At 42.4% G+C, this 17592-nt stretch carries 16 protein-coding genes; 1 reads left to right on the forward strand and 15 read right to left on the reverse strand.

Features of this window, described 5'->3' with window-relative positions:
* From M3205_RS12415 to M3205_RS12445, 7 genes are all read right to left on the reverse strand, one after another.
* The coding region (locus M3205_RS12415; RefSeq protein WP_251170198.1) for a transposase at nt 1-182 on the reverse strand (182 nt) is incomplete at its 3' end.
* A gap of 83 nt (nt 183-265) precedes the next feature.
* Nucleotides 266-1678, reverse strand: coding sequence for an amidase family protein (locus tag M3205_RS12420; protein WP_251170253.1), 1413 nt, complete (start codon nt 1676-1678; stop codon nt 266-268).
* A gap of 123 nt (nt 1679-1801) precedes the next feature.
* Nucleotides 1802-2926, reverse strand: a complete 1125-nt coding sequence (locus tag M3205_RS12425) for a DEAD/DEAH box helicase (RefSeq protein WP_251170199.1) — start codon at nt 2924-2926, stop codon at nt 1802-1804.
* A 171-nt stretch (nt 2927-3097) separates the two neighbouring features.
* Nucleotides 3098-4417 (reverse strand): globin-coupled sensor protein, encoded by a 1320-nt coding sequence (locus M3205_RS12430; RefSeq protein WP_251170200.1) that lies wholly within the window; start codon nt 4415-4417, stop codon nt 3098-3100.
* 158 nt (nt 4418-4575) lie between these two features.
* A complete protein-coding gene (locus tag M3205_RS12435; RefSeq protein ID WP_251170201.1) occupies nt 4576-5817 on the reverse strand; it encodes an ATP-binding protein in 1242 nt (413 codons plus the stop codon).
* Nucleotides 5818-5961: 144 nt separating this feature from the next.
* Entirely contained in the window at nt 5962-7095 is a 1134-nt protein-coding gene (locus M3205_RS12440) for a zinc-dependent alcohol dehydrogenase (RefSeq protein WP_251170202.1), read from the reverse strand.
* A gap of 135 nt (nt 7096-7230) precedes the next feature.
* Nucleotides 7231-8688 carry an alanine/glycine:cation symporter family protein gene (locus tag M3205_RS12445; RefSeq protein ID WP_251170203.1) on the reverse strand — a complete coding sequence of 486 codons (1458 nt, stop codon included), beginning with the start codon at nt 8686-8688 and terminating at the stop codon, nt 7231-7233.
* Between the two features lie 266 nt (nt 8689-8954).
* Here M3205_RS12445 and M3205_RS12450 point away from each other — a divergent pair, with 266 nt between their 5' ends.
* Nucleotides 8955-10166, forward strand: coding sequence for an MFS transporter (locus tag M3205_RS12450; protein WP_251170204.1), 1212 nt, complete (start codon nt 8955-8957; stop codon nt 10164-10166).
* 33 nt (nt 10167-10199) lie between these two features.
* Here M3205_RS12450 and M3205_RS12455 read toward each other — a convergent pair whose 3' ends face one another.
* The 8 genes from M3205_RS12455 to M3205_RS12490 form a co-directional block, all read right to left on the reverse strand.
* Nucleotides 10200-10535, reverse strand: coding sequence for an NAD(P)/FAD-dependent oxidoreductase (locus M3205_RS12455; protein ID WP_251170205.1), 336 nt, complete (start codon nt 10533-10535; stop codon nt 10200-10202).
* Nucleotides 10481-11533, reverse strand: a complete 1053-nt coding sequence (locus M3205_RS12460) for an FAD-dependent oxidoreductase (RefSeq protein WP_251170206.1) — start codon at nt 11531-11533, stop codon at nt 10481-10483. The genes M3205_RS12455 and M3205_RS12460 overlap by 55 nt, the downstream gene beginning before the upstream one ends.
* A gap of 101 nt (nt 11534-11634) precedes the next feature.
* On the reverse strand, nt 11635-12423 hold the full coding sequence (locus M3205_RS12465; protein ID WP_251170207.1) for a class II aldolase/adducin family protein: 789 nt from the start codon (nt 12421-12423) through the stop codon (nt 11635-11637).
* Nucleotides 12424-12596: 173 nt separating this feature from the next.
* Nucleotides 12597-13856, reverse strand: a complete 1260-nt coding sequence (locus tag M3205_RS12470; RefSeq protein ID WP_251170208.1) for a S8 family peptidase — start codon at nt 13854-13856, stop codon at nt 12597-12599.
* 380 nt (nt 13857-14236) lie between these two features.
* Complete coding sequence (gene mtnA / locus M3205_RS12475; protein WP_396105670.1) at nt 14237-15298, reverse strand: S-methyl-5-thioribose-1-phosphate isomerase; 1062 nt, start codon at nt 15296-15298, stop codon at nt 14237-14239.
* 13 nt (nt 15299-15311) lie between these two features.
* Nucleotides 15312-16535 (reverse strand): S-methyl-5-thioribose kinase, encoded by a 1224-nt coding sequence (gene mtnK / locus M3205_RS12480; RefSeq protein ID WP_251170210.1) that lies wholly within the window; start codon nt 16533-16535, stop codon nt 15312-15314.
* A gap of 152 nt (nt 16536-16687) precedes the next feature.
* Nucleotides 16688-17008, reverse strand: a complete 321-nt coding sequence (locus M3205_RS12485; protein WP_311315731.1) for an STAS domain-containing protein — start codon at nt 17006-17008, stop codon at nt 16688-16690.
* Nucleotides 16993-17562, reverse strand: coding sequence for a hypothetical protein (locus M3205_RS12490; protein ID WP_251170211.1), 570 nt, complete (start codon nt 17560-17562; stop codon nt 16993-16995). The genes M3205_RS12485 and M3205_RS12490 overlap by 16 nt, the downstream gene beginning before the upstream one ends.
* Between the last annotated feature and the right edge of the window lie 30 nt (nt 17563-17592).

Raw genomic sequence — 17592 nt, forward strand, 5'->3', positions numbered from 1 at the left:
CGGTAATCATGACGGCTAGCTGTTCGCTCATAAGGATATGTATTCAGATGATGATCACGTTCTTTTTCCATGAACTCATTTAATACCAGGACAATAGAAGCCTTTATCACTGAGTCGATGTTTGAATTCATGACGGATTCTTTTAAATTGTCAAGATTTAGGTTAAACTGTAATTGAGTCATAATTAATTCCTCCAACTTGTTTTTCGTAGCTGATAACATTGTTGACCAAAGGAATTAATTTGACTCATTTTCTTTTTACACAATTATATGGGCTTGACCGGTTCGCTATAGGCAAGTCCAGTAAATGTGATGCCCACCGGCTCTCCTTCAGGGGTATACCCGGCCGGTACTGTAATGGATGGATATCCCGCTTTTGCAGGGATGCCTGCTCCATAGTTATTAGGGAACACAATGGCATCCAGATTATGTTTCTGCATTACATAGTCAATGCCCTGCTCCCCTGAAAAATAGATATCCTTCTCTAGTGCTGATATATAGGCCATTTCGGTTAAATTTCCGCTTGTTTCCTCCGCTTCAATCAAAATGGATTGACCGTATTTCAAGCACATTTCGCTGTTCTTTTCATTAAATTCAATGACATCGGACAGGGTGCGAATATGTAGGTGCGGGGCGACAGTCCGCAGATAGGCATTCACATCCGCTTTAAATTCATAAGTGAGAACGTCATAGCTCCACTCCGTTTTTGTGGAAGGAATCACTATTTCGTCGACCACCTCTGCCCCCAGTTCATTTAACCGGGCTACGGCTTGGTTCATTAAGGCGAGCTTTTCAGAACTTAAGTAGTCAAAATAAGTCTCTCTGGCAATGCCGATTCGTGCGCCATGCAGTCCTTTTTCATCAAGGAAAGAGGTAAAATCCTTCCCTTGCAGATCCTGATTTGTCAGGGTAACCGGATCATTTTCATCAGAGACTGCCAGCACGTTTAATAATAATGCTGCATCCTTTACCGTTCTTGCCATTGGACCGGCAGTGTCCTGACTATGGGCAATTGGAATAATCCCGGTTCGGCTGACAAGTCCGACTGTCGGCTTTATTCCAACGAGAGAATTCTGGCTGGCAGGGCTTAATATGGAACCTGATGTCTCCGTCCCAATGGCTGCGGCTGCAAAATTAGCGGCGACAGCAGCACCGGACCCTGCACTTGAACCTCCCACATCAAATTTTTCCGGCCCATAAGGGTTTAAGGTTTGTCCGCCCCGTGAGCTGTAACCGCTCGGCATCCCTTCAGTCATAAAATTGGCCCATTCTGTCATATTTGTTTTTCCTAAAATAACAGCTCCCGCTTTTCTTAATTGAGATGCCACAAAGGAATCATTTTGTGCACAGTGACCTTTCAAAGCAAGTGATCCGGCAGTTGTCTGCAATTTATCTCCTGTGTCGATATTATCCTTTAACAAAATGGGAATGCCATGAAGAGGGCTGCGCGGCCCCTTCTTTTCTCTTTCTGCATCAAGAGCAGCTGCAGTATGCAGTGCATCAGGATTGACTTCTAAAACAGAATGAAGGTTTTTATCCATCTGTCCAATTCGGTTCATATATATTAATACAAGTTCTTGGGATGTAATCTCCCCACTTTGCATTTTTTCCTGCATTTCATCTATCGTGGCTTCAAGTAAAAAGTCATCATGAAATTTGTTTAGCCTTGGATTCTCCATCATCGATTTCCCCTTATTCTTTAGTTAATAAAGTTCTACTAACTAATTCGCTTAGAAAAAGAGAAATACCTTTTTATAAAAAAATGCCAGGCGCCAATGATATAGGTGCCCGGCACTTGATTTTTATACGATTTGGCCGCCGCGCATCACTTTCTTTTCTGCAGTGAGGCCCAGTTCTCTTGCCATTTGTTTAAGTTCGCGTTCTTCTCTTTCAGTGACAAGAGAAATAACGGTTCCACCTGCGCCGAATCTTCCTGTTCTTCCAGAGCGGTGGACATATTGATTGATATCCTTCGGGAAGTCGAAATGTACGACATGTGTAACTCCCTTGATGTCCAGCCCTCTTGCCGCAACATCTGTGGCAATCAGCATATTCGTATTGCCGTTGCGAAAGTTCTTGATGGCCTTCTGTCTGTCAAATTTGTTCAGGTCGCTGTGCAGAGTGCTTGAAGAGATATTTTTGAAATCAAGCTTTTCGGCCATTACGGTCAGGTTGCCGATATCTTTAACAAATACGAGTGCCTTAATGTCTTCAAGCCTTGAGATCTTTTCAAGCATTTTGATTTTGTCCCGCGCTTCTGCCACAAAATAAATATGATCCACATCTGCAGCCTGAATGGTTTCATCCTTCTCGACACGAATGACTTCGGCATCAGCTGTCAGTTCTTTCGCAAGCTGCTCAACAACCGGCGGCAGTGTCGCAGAAAACAGTAGGACCTGTCGTTCTTTAAGTGTAGATTTAACAATGTTTTGAACCGTCTGAGTGTGTTCCTTAACGAGAAGCTGATCACCTTCATCAAGTACAACGGTTTTGACTTCATGCATTTTCAGCTTTTTCTGTTTAATCAGCTCCATCACCCGTCCCGGCGTTCCTAAAGCAATATGCGGATGCTTTTTCAATTTTTCAAGCTGCCTTTTCACATTGGCTCCGCCGATAAAAGAAGCTGCTTTAATTCCGCTTCCTTCTGCCCACTTTTGAATTTCCCCCAAAATTTGCATGATTAGCTCCTGGGAAGAGGCCAAAATAACAGCCTGGACGGCCTGTTTATCCGGGTCAATTTTTTCAAGGACCGGCAGAAGGTAAGCAAGTGTTTTGCCTGTTCCAGTCGGGGACTCGGCAATAATATCTTTGCCTTCCAAAGCAGGAGGAACCGCCTCTGCCTGAATGGTCGTCGGCTGTACAAATGCAGCCTTTTTCCATGCTTCCTGGATAAACGGCTTCATATCTTGAATCATAGATTGTGTCATAAGAAACTCCTTTTTTATGTAAAATTAAACTTTTCTTCAGATTTATTTTCTAGCCTATAGTATAGCCGATTATTTAAGAAAAGAGTACCGGCATATTCAGCTGCTACCCTTACTCTCAATTTTTAACGCTAATGCTTCAACCGGGGGCTCCTCATTTGGCTTAATAGGCAGTTATGAATAATTCCTATCTCCGCCCTCAGCCTTTTCCTTGAGTTCATTAGCAAGAACGGACAAATTTTCGGTTGAATGATTAATTTCCTGAATTGAGTGAACGATGCTGTCGAGGTCCGTTTTGTTGCGGCCGAACATATCCAGATACTGTTCCATTTCCATTCTAACAGTAACAAGCCCGCCTTTTACCTGCTGAATCTGAGCTTGTGATTCTTTTGTTGAGAGATTCATGGAGTTCATAGTATCAACCAGCACGCTGATTTGATTGTCGCTTTTTTCAATTTGTTCCTTGATGTGACTGCTCATCTTCTTAGAGTTTTCTGCCAGTTTTCTCACTTCGGTTGCCACTACGGCAAATCCCCGGCCTTCATCACCCGCCCGGGCCGCCTCAATTGATGCATTCAGTGCCAGAAGATTAGTCTGATCGGCAATATCCTCAATCCCTTTTGTCATCGTGATAATTTGCTCCGAGATTCCCTTTAAAGCTTCAATTCCGCTTATAGACTGCTCCACATCCAGAAGGACTTTATTGAAAGCATGAACCATCTCATCCATTTGTGTTTGGTTGAGGTTAGTCAGGCTCAGCAGATTTTTGCTGCTTTTTTGCGTTGTTTCGGTTTCACTGCGGATTTGATCAGCTTTCAAGCTTGTCTCATTAATCGAAGCTTCCGTTTGCTGTACCGAGGCTGCTACTTCCTGGCTGATAGAATTTAATTCTTTCTGAAGATGTGCATTTGAAGCATTTAATTCATTGAGTTCATTCATTCTGGCCTGTAGATAATTTTCGACAACAAGCTGGGAATCCAGATTAATGATATGTGTAAGAGCCAGCAATGCGTTTGTCAGCTTGTCAGGATCCTGGTGCAGTTCCGCTACGATCTTAGGCACCAATAATGTATTAATGGCAGAATAGGTGGCCAGAAACCACTCAACTGGAAGACCAGCCCCGTTATGGGTATTTCCAATCCTCGTTCTCATCGCAAAGTATTCAGCATCCAGATTGCCGCTTAATAAGCTCTGGAAATATTGGACGTATACGCCATAGAGCCTATCCCTGCTTGTATTATTTTCAGCAATTCTCTTTAATGGCGACTGTTTATAAAGATGATCCAGAACTTTCTGGAGCAATTCATCCAGCAGTGGTGAAATCACCGGGTTCAGATCCTGAAGAGTGTCAAGATATTTTTTTGAAAAGCCCATATACCACATTCGTTCATTAATACGCTGATCCTTTACTTTAACTGTTTCCTCTGATTCCGGAAAGTTCATTTCCGGCTGAAAAAATGAAGATGGATTCTTCTTTTTTAACTGAAATAGCATAATAGTGTCCCTCCGGCTCTCTAACCAATTTGTATATATTTTGTATATATTATGTATATTAAATAGGTAAATAGCAACTATTAACTCTTTTTCAAATCAGGTCAATAGTCCTTAATATAAAAAAAAAGATGCACATTAAATGTACATCCCCTGTAAGTCTATAATTCTGCCTGCTGCTCTATAGGTAACATGAGGTTCACGATGGTGCCTTTTCCCACTTCACTCTCAAATAGGATCTCTGCCTTGTGTTCATCCATAATCTGCTTGGTAACCATTAGTCCTAAACCGGTTCCATCCGGCTTCGTTGTATAAAAGGGATCCCCGACCCGTTCCATACTTTTTGCATCTATCCCGCAGCCTTCATCTTTAATGCTGACCAACACCTGCTCAGCCTCCGTCAACTTGGCAGAAATCACAATTGTACCGCCTTCTGTCATAGATTCCATCGCATTTTTGATCAGATTAATAAAAGCCTGCTTCAGCATATGCTCATCACATTGAACTTTAGGAAGAGATTTCAGATTGTCTGTTTCAAAACGGATATTCTGATTTGCTGCCTGTTCTTTAATGATTGAGAGGACGTAGTGAATCACTGCACTCAGTTCAATTCTTTTAAACAAAGGCAGCCTAGGTTTACTCAGGATCATAAGGTCATCGGCAATCAAATTAATGCGGTCAATTTCATCAACCATCATTTTATATCGATCTCTATCTTCAGGGTGCTTTTCCATCTGCAGCTGAGTAAACCCTCTTAATGCCGCTAAAGGATTTCTCACTTCGTGGCCCACTGCTGAAGCCATCTTTCCAACAGCAGCCAGCTTTTCCGTCTGGCGGAGTTCCTGGAAAACATGTGTAAGCGAGTGAATATATGAATGAAATCGGTTCAGCAGAACATAGGAAACACTCGAAAAAATGACCATAAGCACGATTGGCACCATTACCTTCTGGCTGCTCAACAATAATCCAGCCAAAAGATACTTCCCAATCATGCCTCCGGATACGATCCAAAAATAGCGCTTATTCACAAAAATTGGCGCAAATATAATAAATAATAGTTCTACTGCGCTTCCGCTCTGGAATTCCTTCGGCTCACCAAGATAGGTCAGCATGCTGTTACTAAAATCTATCAGAAAAAAACCTGCAAAAAATAAGTATTTAACCTGAAAAGGCCGTCCCATCCTGATTAAATACAGCGCAAACGGCAAGAGTCCAATATTCGCGAGATAATACCCCCAGCCAAGTCCGCCCTTTGGGATCCCGGGATTTCCACCTGTATTGAGGGGAAACAGATAATAATAAAACAAATCATAAAGTACTAATATAATATAAAACAGCCAGATAAAAAGGGTGACTGCTTTTGTTTCTTCTTTTATCAGAGTATCTTGATTAAAGCCTTTCATTTTTTACAAGCTCCTTGGTTAATTCTAGTAATAATATGCCTTAAGCACTATTATATACGTTCGTGTCGAAATTTGTAAAATTATGTTATATTCTTAAACTTCAAAAAACCGGCCAATGTATTTCCTGGCCAGTTTGTATAATAGCTAAGGTTTTAAGATGACTTTGATACAGTCATCTTCATGGTCATTAAAAAGCTTATATGCACGATCTGCTTCTTGGAGGGGAATCTGATGAGTAATGATCGACTTTGGATCAAATTCCTTGTTCTTGATTTTTTCGAACAGCTCTGGCATGTAGTGCACAACAGGCGCTTGTCCCATTTTGAGGGTAACATTTCTCGAGAAGAATTCCTCCAGCGGGAACTTATTATATGTCAGCCCGTACACACCTGACAGCTGGACGGTTCCAAATTTACGGACGGCTTTTGTCGCTATTTGAATTGGGCCAAGTGTTCCCCCCTGCAGCTTCAGCTTCTGTTCAATTTTCTCCACTGCGGATTTCTTTCCATCCATGCCCACACAATCGATGACCACATCTGCTCCACCCTGGGTGATTTCTTTTAGATAAGCTCCCATGTCATCATATTTCGTGAAGTCATAGACCTCCACATCATTAGTGAGTTTGGCATGGTTCAGACGGTAATCAAGGTGATCGACCGCTATTACCCGCTTAGCACCTTTCATCCAGGCAAACTTCTGAGTCATTAACCCGATGGGGCCGCAGCCAAGGACGACTACTGTATCTCCCGCTTTTACACCTGAATGCTCCACACTCCAATAAGCTGTCGGCAGCACGTCCGATAAAAAGAGCAGTGACTCATCCTCCAGCTCGCATGATTCCGGTATGACAAAGGGCATGAAATTGCCAAATGGCACCTTCAAAAACTCTGCCTGGCCGCCAGGATGATTACCATATTTCTCGGTATAGCCAAAATAGCCTCCCGAATCGTTATGGGGGTTGGAATTATCACATTGGCTTTCCATTTCATGCTGGCAGTAGAAGCAATGCCCGCATGACACATTAAATGGAATAACCACCCTGTCGCCTTTTTTTATACGTGTCACATCAGGGCCTGTCTCCTCAACGATTCCCATCGGTTCATGCCCGATAATATACCCGGGCCGCAATGGCATGTTTCCCTGATATAAATGAAGATCTGATCCGCAAATAGCTGTTGACGTGATCCGTACAATCACATCATCCCTTTTCTCAAGTCTCGGATCATCCACATTTTTCACCTGAATATCTTTTGCTCCCTGGTAAGTTACGGCTCTCATGCTTCACACTCCTTATATGACTTAGTAAGCTATACCCTCCGAACGGTTTTATTAACACCACTTATATCCATGATTTGTTAATTATTTTACTGAAAAAAAATGTCCGGCATCAGCCGGACATCTCTTATCTTTCTATTAAGATACTTTTTCTTCCTGGACTTTGTAGCCATCTTCCCAATACTCGGCGTTTTTGATGCCCAGTTTAGTAGAGTTAAAGACTGGATCAAGCCCCTGCTTTTTCTGTGCTTCATAGTCTTTAAGCGCAAGCAGTGCAGGTTTGGCAAGAATCAGAATGGCAATGAGATTTAGCCATACCATTAAACCAAGACCCGCATCCCCGAGTGCCCATGCAAGGCCCGCTGTTTTGACTGCTCCATAGAAAGTTGATGCCAGCAAAACCACTTTCAATATATGAGTAGCAAGTTTAAGGTTTTTCCCTTTAATTAAATAAGTAACGTTTGTTTCTGCCATGTAGTAGTAAGCCATAATCGTTGTAAAAGCAAAGAAGAACAGGGATACAGCAACAAATCCTGCACCGAATCCCGGCAATACGGATTCAACAGCCGCCTGTGTATATCCTGGGCCAGCTTCTACACCGGGCAAATGCTCAACAACGAATGTCTTGCCATCTGTGCCAACGGTATTGAACATACCAGTGAACAAAATCATGAATGCTGTTGCGGAACATACAAGCAAAGTATCAATATAAATAGAAAATGCCTGAACTAACCCCTGCTTTACAGGATGAGAAACCTCTGCTGCCGCTGCAGCATGGGCACCTGTACCCTGTCCGGCTTCATTTGAATAAATTCCGCGCTTTACTCCCCATGCAATCGCGCTTCCTACAAGACCGCCAAAGATAGAGTCAGCAGCAAAAGCACTTCGGAATATTAAAGAAAATACTCCAGGCAATTCACCGACATTCATGCCAATAATGATTAGAGATACAATAATATATCCCACAGCCATGAAAGGAACAACATATTGGGCAACTGTTGCAATACGCTTTACTCCACCGAAAATAATTAAACCTAAGAGTGCAATGATAATAATGCCTGTTACACTTTTATTGATTCCAAATGCGTTTTCCATCCCTAAGGCAATAGAATTGGATTGAATACCAGGCATTAATAATGCCATTGCAAGCAAAGCAGAAATGGCAAAAAGCACGGCAAACCATTTAATTCCTATACCTTTTTCAATATAAAATGCCGGACCCCCGCGATACAGCCCGTCTTTCTTTTCTTTGTAAATCTGGGCAAGCGTTGACTCGATAAATGCCGTAGCAGCTCCGATAAAAGCCATAGCCCACATCCAGAATACAGCTCCAGGTCCTCCCATTGCGATTGCAGTTGCAGTACCTGCGATGTTACCAGTTCCTACACGGCCAGAAAGAGCAATAGATAAGGCCTGAAATGAAGATACGCCCGATTCGGAACTTTTCCCCTTGAACATCAGCATAATCATGTCTTTAATATGTCTGACCTGCAAAAATCGAGTTAGGATTGTAAATAGTAACCCTATTGCAAGACAGATGTAAATAACAGGTGTACTCCATAAAATACCGTTTAGCTGATTAATAAAAGCTTCCAAACAACTTCCCCCTTTTTAGTATATATTCTGAATCTTTTTCCTATTAGGAATTATAGAATAAATACTGTTATAAGACAATGTTTTTTTAACGGACTGTAGTAATAATGTCATAGAAATTTCTGGATTACCTGAATAAAGCGGTTTTCTTCATAGGTGAGAGGATATATATAAGTTAGAGTAATAGCATAACCCTTTCTATTTTTTGTCATTTTCGTTATTATATCTTTAGGGAAACGAAACGTTGACCGGAAAGAAGTGTTTCAAAAATGGTAAAACAAACGAAAAGAAATTTAATGATTATGTGGTTTGCCAATTTCTTTGTGGCAGGCAGCATGACAATGGTGCTTCCCTTTATTTCGTTATATATAGAAAGCTTCGGCAATCATTCTCCAACCTATGTGCAGCACTGGTCAGGGTGGACGTTTGCCATTACTTTTGTTACTGCATTTCTTTTCTCTCCTGTCTGGGGAAGAATAGGGGATCTTTTTGGGCGACGGAAAATATTGATTCTGTCAGGAATCGGCATGGGGATTTCCATCTTCCTGATGGGATATGTGACAAACGTCTGGCAGCTGTTTTTTCTCAGGCTGTTTACCGGAATTTTTACTGGCTTCATCGGTATGTCACAGGCGTTCATTTCCACGCAGACTCCGAAGGAAATGGCCGGCAGAGTGATGGGGACACTGCAGACAGGAAGCATTACAGGTTCTTTGATGGGTCCTCTTCTTGGGGGAGTCCTTGCAGACTTATTCGGATTTGCAGATACCTTTAAGTGGACCTCCATCGCCATCTTTGTTTCCGCTTTTCTTGTCTTTTTCACAAGAGAACACCAAATCCCAACTCAAAAGGGCGAGAAAACGCGGTATTCAAGCAAGGCGGTCATTCAGCATATTATCAGTAATCCCGTCCTGCTTACAGTTATGCTGATATCAACGCTTGTTCAAATTGCACATTTCAGCATCCAGCCTATCCTATCCTTATATGTCAGCGAATTGCACGGACCGGAAAATCTGGCATTTTTTGCGGGAATTGCTTTTTCTGCTGCAGGGCTTGGCAATCTTCTGATGGCAAGGCAATGGGGGAAAATCGGGGACCAGTATGGTTATATAAAAACGCTAATTGTTCTCCTCTTCCTCGCAGGTGTGTTTTATCTGCCTGGAGGATTTGTCTCTAACATGTGGCAGCTTGTTCTTGTCCGCTTTGCACTTGGTGTCACCATTGGGGGCATCATCCCTGTCCGAATCGCTTATATCCGCCAGGAAGCCCCGGTTGCCATGCAGGGTGAAGTACTTGGCTACAACACAAGCCTCCGTTTTTTCGGGAATATTATCGGACCCGTTATCGGCGGTATGATCTCTGGCTATCTTGGTTTTTCAGCCGTATTCGTCGTCACAAGCTTTCTCCTCATCTTGAGCGGATTGATTCTGCTAGGAGCGATGAACCGCCATCCGAAGCTTGCAAAGGATTCTTCTTATTAAAAAATAATGAAGCCGGCATCTCTGCTGGCTTCATTATTTTTTTGCTGCATTGCTTGCAATATGGACAGCATCCCAAACACCCGCAAACGGCGGCGCATAACAAAGATCTACCATGCCAAGCTCTTCTGCTGCCATATTGTTGTGGATAGCAACGGCGAATATATCAATTCGAAGGACCACTCCTTTATTTCCAATGGCGTGGGCTCCTAGTAACCGGTTTGTCCCTTTCTCACAGATCAGCTTGATCCAGATAGGAGTCTGATTCGGGTAGTAGTCCGGATGATCGGCTGCTTTTACAAATTCAGTTGTATATCCTATACCAAGCTTTTTGGCATCCTCCTCGGAAAGCCCCGTTCTTCCAAGCTCCATATCAAAGATTTTAATCGCTGCACTTCCCAAAGTTCCCACATATTTTTCATGGTTTCCGGCAATATTGCCACCAGCCAGGCGGCCGCATTTATTCGCATTATTCCCAGCGGAATATAGTCATTTTCTTCAAGCACCTTATGATAAACCTGGGCGCAATCCCCCGCGGCATAAACACCCTCAATGTTTGTCCTCATTTCACGGTCGATGATGATGGCTCCATTTTCCGCCATCTCTATTCCCGATCCTTTCAGAAACTTCGTAGCAGGTTTTACACCAACAGCCACAAGCACTAAATCAGCTTTATAAGTGCCTTTATCCGTTTTGACACTATCCACTTTCCCATTGCCGTTGAAGCTTTCCACCTTTTCTCCCAGGTTCAGCTCTACACCGTTATCTCGAATTTCCTTTTCAGCGATATCGGTTATTTCCTTATCAAATGGAGCCAGGATTCTTTCGCCCATTTCAACAACTCGAACATTTTTACCGAGGGCTTTCATCGCTTCAACCACTTCAATGCCAATATAACCACCACCGACGATAACCACATCTTGCACTTCAGGTTTGCGGGAAATTTCTTTTAATATCATCCCATCTTCGAGTGTCTTCAACACATGAATGTTCTCGAGATCAGCTCCCGGAAATGGAGGCATGATCGGAAACGTGCCTGTCCCGATCATCAGCTTGTCATATGTATCCGTAAAGGTTTTGTCTGATGCAAGGTCTTTAACCGTTACTTCCCTTTTATTTGTATCTACTTTTAAGACTTCATGCTGCAGATGTGTTTTAATATTCCTCTCAGCAAATTGCTTCTGTGTTCTTGCGATCATTTTACGGTAATCGTCATTTTCGCCGGAAATGTAATACGGAAGACCGCAGGCTCCGTAAGATAAGAATTTACCCTTTTCATAGACCGTAATTTCCGCTTGTTCGTCCATTCTCCTTAATTTCGATGCGGCTGACATACTTGCAGCCACTCCGCCAATGACCAGCAATTTCATCGGAATCTCTCCTCGCGTTTCAAAAAAGTATTCAAGATAGGTTTCGTTAAAAGGTTGAAATTATACAGAATATCCATACCCTTACCACTATCCTTTTTTGGTTATTTTAAAACGTTTTTCAGAACTTCTTCCGTTACTTTCCGAACGATATTTCTAATCATTTCTTCTGTCATGCCCGGAGCTGTCCGGATTTCCTTATCACGTTTCGGAACGGGTATTCCGCCTGTATGAATACCCATTTTTTCACGGATTGAGATCAGCTCGGCAACTTGGTCTGTACTTAGTTCGTTTGACTTTTGAATAATGTGATCAGAATACATCATCATAAGTGCATAGTGTTCCAATGACTCCATCCGGAAATAGGCCTCTGTTATGTCCCTTCCCCAGGTTAGGGCTCCATGGTTCGCGAGAAGTAAAGCATTGTAATCCCTGCAATATGGGGCAATCGAGTCTGGAACTTCCTGTGTCCCCGGAGTGGCATAAGGGGCTACTGGCACTTTGCCAAGCAGGACTACAGCTTCAGGTGAAACAGGTTTTTCAAGGCTAATTCCAGCTATGGCAAACGAAGTGGCCACAGGAGGATGGGCATGGACAACAGCCATTGCTTCAGGGTTTTCCTTATATACTCTGAGGTGCATCTTTACTTCTGAAGATGGGTTCAGCTTCCCTTCCAGAATATTGCCTGAAAGGTCCATCTTAACCATCATATCAGGTGTCATAAACCCTTTGCTCACTCCCGTTGGTGTTGTCCAGATTTCACGCTCATTCACTTTAATGGAAATGTTTCCATCGTTTGCAGCAACGAAGTTTTTATTGTATATTCTTCTGCCGATTTCGCAGATGAATTCCTTTGCTTCCTGGTCATTATGGTATGTATTATTATCAGCCACGGCTGTCAGTCCCCTCCTATTCACATCTACTCCCTATTGTATATTCAAAATTAATTTGTTTCAGCATTTTCTATCAGTTTACATGTCTCGCCAAAATTTGATCATTTCCGCGGAAATATTATAAAAAACCGCCTGATCAGATCAGACGGTTTCGGGAGTATGATGCTTTTCGTTTATTTTACGCGAGGGTATCCGAAGCCTGACGCATAGTCGTCACCAGATGCTGCTCCGTATCCGCCTTTAATGTCATATTGCTTAGCACGATTTTGAAGCTCTGTACGAAGCTGGGAATGACTCATGGATGGGCTGGATGACCAGATTTTTGCTGCAAGGCCTGCTACGTGAGGTGTTGCCATGGATGTTCCGCTGATCGTGTTGTAGCCTCCGTTATACCATGTTGACTCGATGCTTGCACCAGGTGCAGACACTTCTATGTCTTTTTCCTGAATCACATAGTCGCCATCAGTGTTAGGGTTTCCGCGTGAAGAGAAGTTTGCCACACGGTATGTACCGTTCTCCTGAACATTTTCAAGTGCTGCAACTGCAACCGCATTCTTTAATGCTCCAGGATATCCAATTGTATTAGCACTGTAGCCTGAGTTACCTGCCGCTGCCACAATAAGCACACCTTTGCTGTATGCGTAATCAACTGCACTGCTGATTAAAGAATCTTTGCCACTTGAACCAAGTGACATATTGATGACCACTTTAGAACCTGTGCGGGATGCTTCGTCTGCAACGTGACGGATTGCAGCTGCAATATCATCTGAGTAACCTGAACCATTATCTCCAAGTACTTTGTAAGCCCATAATTTCGCCTGTGGGGCTACCCCATAAATCCCCTGTCCATCAGATCCGCCATGCGCCAATACGGTTCCGGCTACATGTGTGCCATGTCCCTGACGATCCGTACAAGAGCCATTGACAATCGGAGAGGACTGTGTGAAATCTTTACATTGCTCTGCGGAGCCTGCCAGATCAATATGGCTTGTATATACGCCTGTATCAAGGACAGCTACCTTAATCCCACTTCCGCCTGAAGTACTCGTTATACTGCTGTTGTTATAGATGGATTCAATCCCCCAAGGCGTCTGGTCACTTGGGTATCCAGCAGCCTGAGCCTTATTGGACGCTGTTGTTCTAACTGTATCAAGTTTAACTTCATGAACTTTTTCAATCTTTAAGTTTTTATTTTTCAATAATGCCTGGTACTGCTTAGAATTAACCTCTGCAGTCATACCATCGCTGCCAAAATCCCAGCGCTTGTCCACTTGTGAATTCACAGAAGCTGTAGCATTTGATGGGCCTTGGATCAATACCCTATAGGTTTCGTTTTGAGTCTCCGGTTCTTTAGCAAATGCCCCCGCTGTGAAAACTGATAACCCCATTGTCATACTTAGAAGTGCTGCTCCTAATGCCCTTTTTTTCTTCATCCTTTTTCTCCTCTCGAATCTTTATTTTTTCTGTCGCTTCTTGTTGCATTTAAAGTATATTTGAAATATTCAGACTCTATCAATATGCTAAATTATTTAATTGTCAGACTTTGGAATCAGGCACTAAAACATAGTTTCTTAAAAAGTATCAGGTAATTTGGAGGGTTTACAAATAGTTTATATTATTTACATGTTGTTTAATTCATAATTTTTCCATTAAATAAATGAATCACCTCAAATACAACAGTTCAATCGATCGATGCAAAGAGTAAAATTACACTATATTTTGTCGGTTTCAGGGATATTTTCCTAGTTAAACGCTTTAAAGGTATAAAGAATTAAATATCCTCCTAACCGCTTTGGCAGGAGGATTTATATTCTTATTTGAACATTTTGGGAAGGTTTTCTGTGTAAGGTGCATAAGCAATGCCATTTTCCGTGATAATGCCTGTGATCAGTTCATTATCCGTTACATCAAATGCGGGATTATACGTTTTTACACCTTCCGGCGCCATCGGCTTTTCGTACCATTTGGAAGTAATTTCTTCTGAATCTCTTAATTCTATATGGATATCATCCCCTGTTTTGCATGCGAGATCGACTGTTGACAGCGGAGCACAAATATAGAAAGGTATATTATAATGTTTTGCAAGAATCGCAACGCCAGATGTTCCAATCTTATTGGCAGTATCCCCATTGGCTGCAACACGGTCACAGCCGACAAGTACCGCTTGAATCCTGCCTTCTTTCATGACGATGCTGGCCATATTATCGCAGATCAGCGTAACATCGACACCTGCTTCTTTGAGCTCCCATGCAGTCAGGCGCGCCCCCTGAAGCAGCGGGCGGGTTTCATCGGCGAATACTTTAAAATCATACCCCTTTTCCTGACCTAAATAAATCGGAGCCAGGGCTGTCCCATATTTAGCGGTTGCAATTGTACCGGCATTGCAGTGTGTCAGAATTCCCCATCCGGGCTTCAGTACAGAAAGAGCGTGCTGTCCGATCGTCTCGCAGACTTTTTCATCCTCAGCCCGAATTTTTTCTGCTTCCTCTTTCAGTGCCTGCTTTATTTCAACTGCACTCTTACCTTCTTCCTTCTGGAAGCGGGCTTCCATCCGGTCGAGCGCCCAAAACAGATTGACTGCAGTTGGCCGCGAGGACGCTAGATATTCCTTCGCTTTATTAAAATCCAGATAAAGTTCATTATAGCTCTCTGCCGCTGATTGCTTTGTACCCAAATAAACACCGTAAGCTGCGGCTATCCCAATGGCAGGTGCACCGCGGACCTTTAAATGATAGATGGCCTCCCAGATATCCTTTACTTCTTTCAAATGCAAAAAGTTCTTTTCATTCGGCAAAACTGTTTGATCTAATAGAATGAGTGTATTGTTTTCATCATCCAATCTTACAGACTGGATAACATCCACAGGCTTTCCCATCATGCTGCCTCCTTTAGAATCTTTTTTCACAGGCTTTTAGAGTACGAACAAAATCGGCTCCTGTTTTAAAAGATTCCCTATCCATGATAAATATTTTTCCTGCTGCCAGACAAATCATTTCTGCTGAAGCTCTGCTGGTGTAATCTTCAATGGATGTGACATCCTTTACAGATGCCAGCCCGACAATTCTTCTGCACAATTCAAGTCCTGTGACGGCTGCTGTGTCACGCAGGATTGTATCAACATAGTATTCTTTAAAGCCTTCATAGCTGGCAGTTTGTTCAGATGCCTTCTCATCCCAGGCCTGCAGGAATTTCGATTGAAACAAGTCGATAATATCTTCAATAGTATTTTCAAGATAACCCAGCTGATCGCTTCTTGCTTCATCATCGTAAATGGTATACTTTGCGTTCACATAGGCGAAAATCAGGTTGGCAATCACGTTTCCGACATCGTATCCTGCCGGGCCATAAAAGGCGAACTCAGGATCAATAATTTTAGTATAATTTTCTTTTACAAAAATTGAACCTGTGTGCAGATCGCCATGCAGCAGGGACTGGGCATTAGTCATAAACTCAAATTTAAGCTTTGCTGTTTCAAGCTGAAATTTTGGATCCTCCCACATTTCCTTTTTGGCAAATTCCCTGGTGCCTTCAAACACTTCATTTCTCACACAATCGTAAAACGGTTCTGTGAAGACGAGATCCTCTGAAATTTCGCATAGTTCCGGATTGATAAACTTTTTGACGAGCTCTTTCTTTTCCTTATGTCCCATTACGACATCTGAAGTTAGCAATAAGGTATTGACCAGAAAAGTCGAGATATGGTCAGCAAACAGCGGGAATTTTTCATGCTTCATTAAGGCTGTTCTCATAATAGTGTAATCTGACAGATCTTCCATTGCGGTACAATTCATTACTGGATCATAATTAAACACTTGTGGTACGAAGCCTGGAGCGAGCTTGTTTTGCAGATCAAGTATTTCGTATTCAATGCGGTTGCGGTCAGGAGACAGCTTAAATTCATCAGATATTCTAGCAACCGGTCCGGCCTGCTTGATAATTAGAGACTTCTTGTGTTTATGATCAGTCAGTCTGAAGACATAGTTCAAATTGCCATCGCCAATTTCCCCGCACTCCAATTCAGCATCTGAAGCAAAATAATTAAGCCTTGTTTTGGCATATTCAATGGCTTCCTGTTCAGTCATTGTAAAATATGCGGATGTAAAAACAGTCATGCAAAAAGCCTCCCATACGAATCTTTTTGATAGTAGCTATTATTTTGTCAATTTATTATATTGGAAAATATCTAAATACTATCATGTGACCTGGGGTTCGACAATTGTTTTTTAAATATTCCACTTTTAAACTTCGAAAAAAAAAAAGCCCTTTAGGAGCAGCTCCATTCATTACCGCTATTTAATGCTTCTGATCGCCTGCAGGACGCTCGAGTATACTTCAAGGGATGACAAGTCAATACAAGGACAACGGCATTCATTGCCAAATCCGGTCTGATTCCTGTTGCAATGGTCTTAACACCTATTAGCTGGAGAATATTACGGATATCAAAAATATGATTGGCAATTTCAACATCTATATTTACAGTGCCGGAAAAATCAATAATTAAGGTTTCAATTCCCAGATGACGGACCCGAGGGACTGTCTTCTCAATGATGATTTGAGCTCTGTCATAGTCTATACTGCCGTCAATGGAAGGATTGCAATGCTGTCCTGGATCGGTACAATGGCCGCAGACAGCTCATTTATCTGGGATTGCGTCTCTCTCAGTTGTTCCTCGGAGTGCCGTTCAAAAGCAAATACGGTCTCATTAATACTTATGTCCAGCATAAAGTTCACTTTTTTAACAATAGAAATAATTTCATCAGCCGTTAACTCCAACTCTTTGCAAATCTTGTTTATTCTATCAGTAAAAACGAGGCGGGTGTCAGGATACCGGATAACGAAATCAGAAATTCTCCTTCCCTTGGAGGCAGCCTGTTCGCCATTTCCTTTGCTCCATTCAACCAACCCTTCATGAATCCTCTCATCGCTTCTTGCAATCATGGTTCCCAGGAGCCTCATAAACTCCACATACATCAAAACGGCAGCCTTATATTCCTGTTTTGGAATTTCAAAACCAAATCGTTTTATGATCTCTGTAACCAGCTTTTCGGATAATACCTCCGCATTTTGAGTAAGATACGCTGAAACATTATGAATAGGCTCCATCTGTGTACATATCTCCCCTCTTATGTCTTGCTTCAAATTATGTCCTCCTATTCTCTTAAAATGACA

It is taken from the genome of Cytobacillus firmus (assembly GCF_023715565.1).
GTDB lineage: Bacteria > Bacillota > Bacilli > Bacillales > Cytobacillaceae > Cytobacillus > Cytobacillus firmus_C.

What these genes read in the sequence shown, in the direction of transcription:
- M3205_RS12420 (WP_251170253.1), bottom strand. Translation starts at nt 1,678, where the DNA reads ATGGAGAATCCAAGGCTAAACAAATTTCATGATGACTTTTTACTTGAA.
- M3205_RS12425 (WP_251170199.1), bottom strand. Translation starts at nt 2,926, where the DNA reads ATGACACAATCTATGATTCAAGATATGAAGCCGTTTATCCAGGAAGCA.
- M3205_RS12430 (WP_251170200.1), bottom strand. Translation starts at nt 4,417, where the DNA reads ATGCTATTTCAGTTAAAAAAGAAGAATCCATCTTCATTTTTTCAGCCG.
- M3205_RS12435 (WP_251170201.1), bottom strand. Translation starts at nt 5,817, where the DNA reads ATGAAAGGCTTTAATCAAGATACTCTGATAAAAGAAGAAACAAAAGCA.
- M3205_RS12440 (WP_251170202.1), bottom strand. Translation starts at nt 7,095, where the DNA reads ATGAGAGCCGTAACTTACCAGGGAGCAAAAGATATTCAGGTGAAAAAT.
- M3205_RS12450 (WP_251170204.1), top strand. Translation starts at nt 8,955, where the DNA reads ATGGTAAAACAAACGAAAAGAAATTTAATGATTATGTGGTTTGCCAAT.
- M3205_RS12455 (WP_251170205.1), bottom strand. Translation starts at nt 10,535, where the DNA reads ATGGAGCTTGGAAGAACGGGGCTTTCCGAGGAGGATGCCAAAAAGCTT.
- M3205_RS12460 (WP_251170206.1), bottom strand. Translation starts at nt 11,533, where the DNA reads ATGAAATTGCTGGTCATTGGCGGAGTGGCTGCAAGTATGTCAGCCGCA.
- M3205_RS12470 (WP_251170208.1), bottom strand. Translation starts at nt 13,856, where the DNA reads ATGAAGAAAAAAAGGGCATTAGGAGCAGCACTTCTAAGTATGACAATG.
- mtnA (WP_396105670.1), bottom strand. Translation starts at nt 15,298, where the DNA reads ATGGGAAAGCCTGTGGATGTTATCCAGTCTGTAAGATTGGATGATGAA.
- mtnK (WP_251170210.1), bottom strand. Translation starts at nt 16,535, where the DNA reads ATGACTGTTTTTACATCCGCATATTTTACAATGACTGAACAGGAAGCC.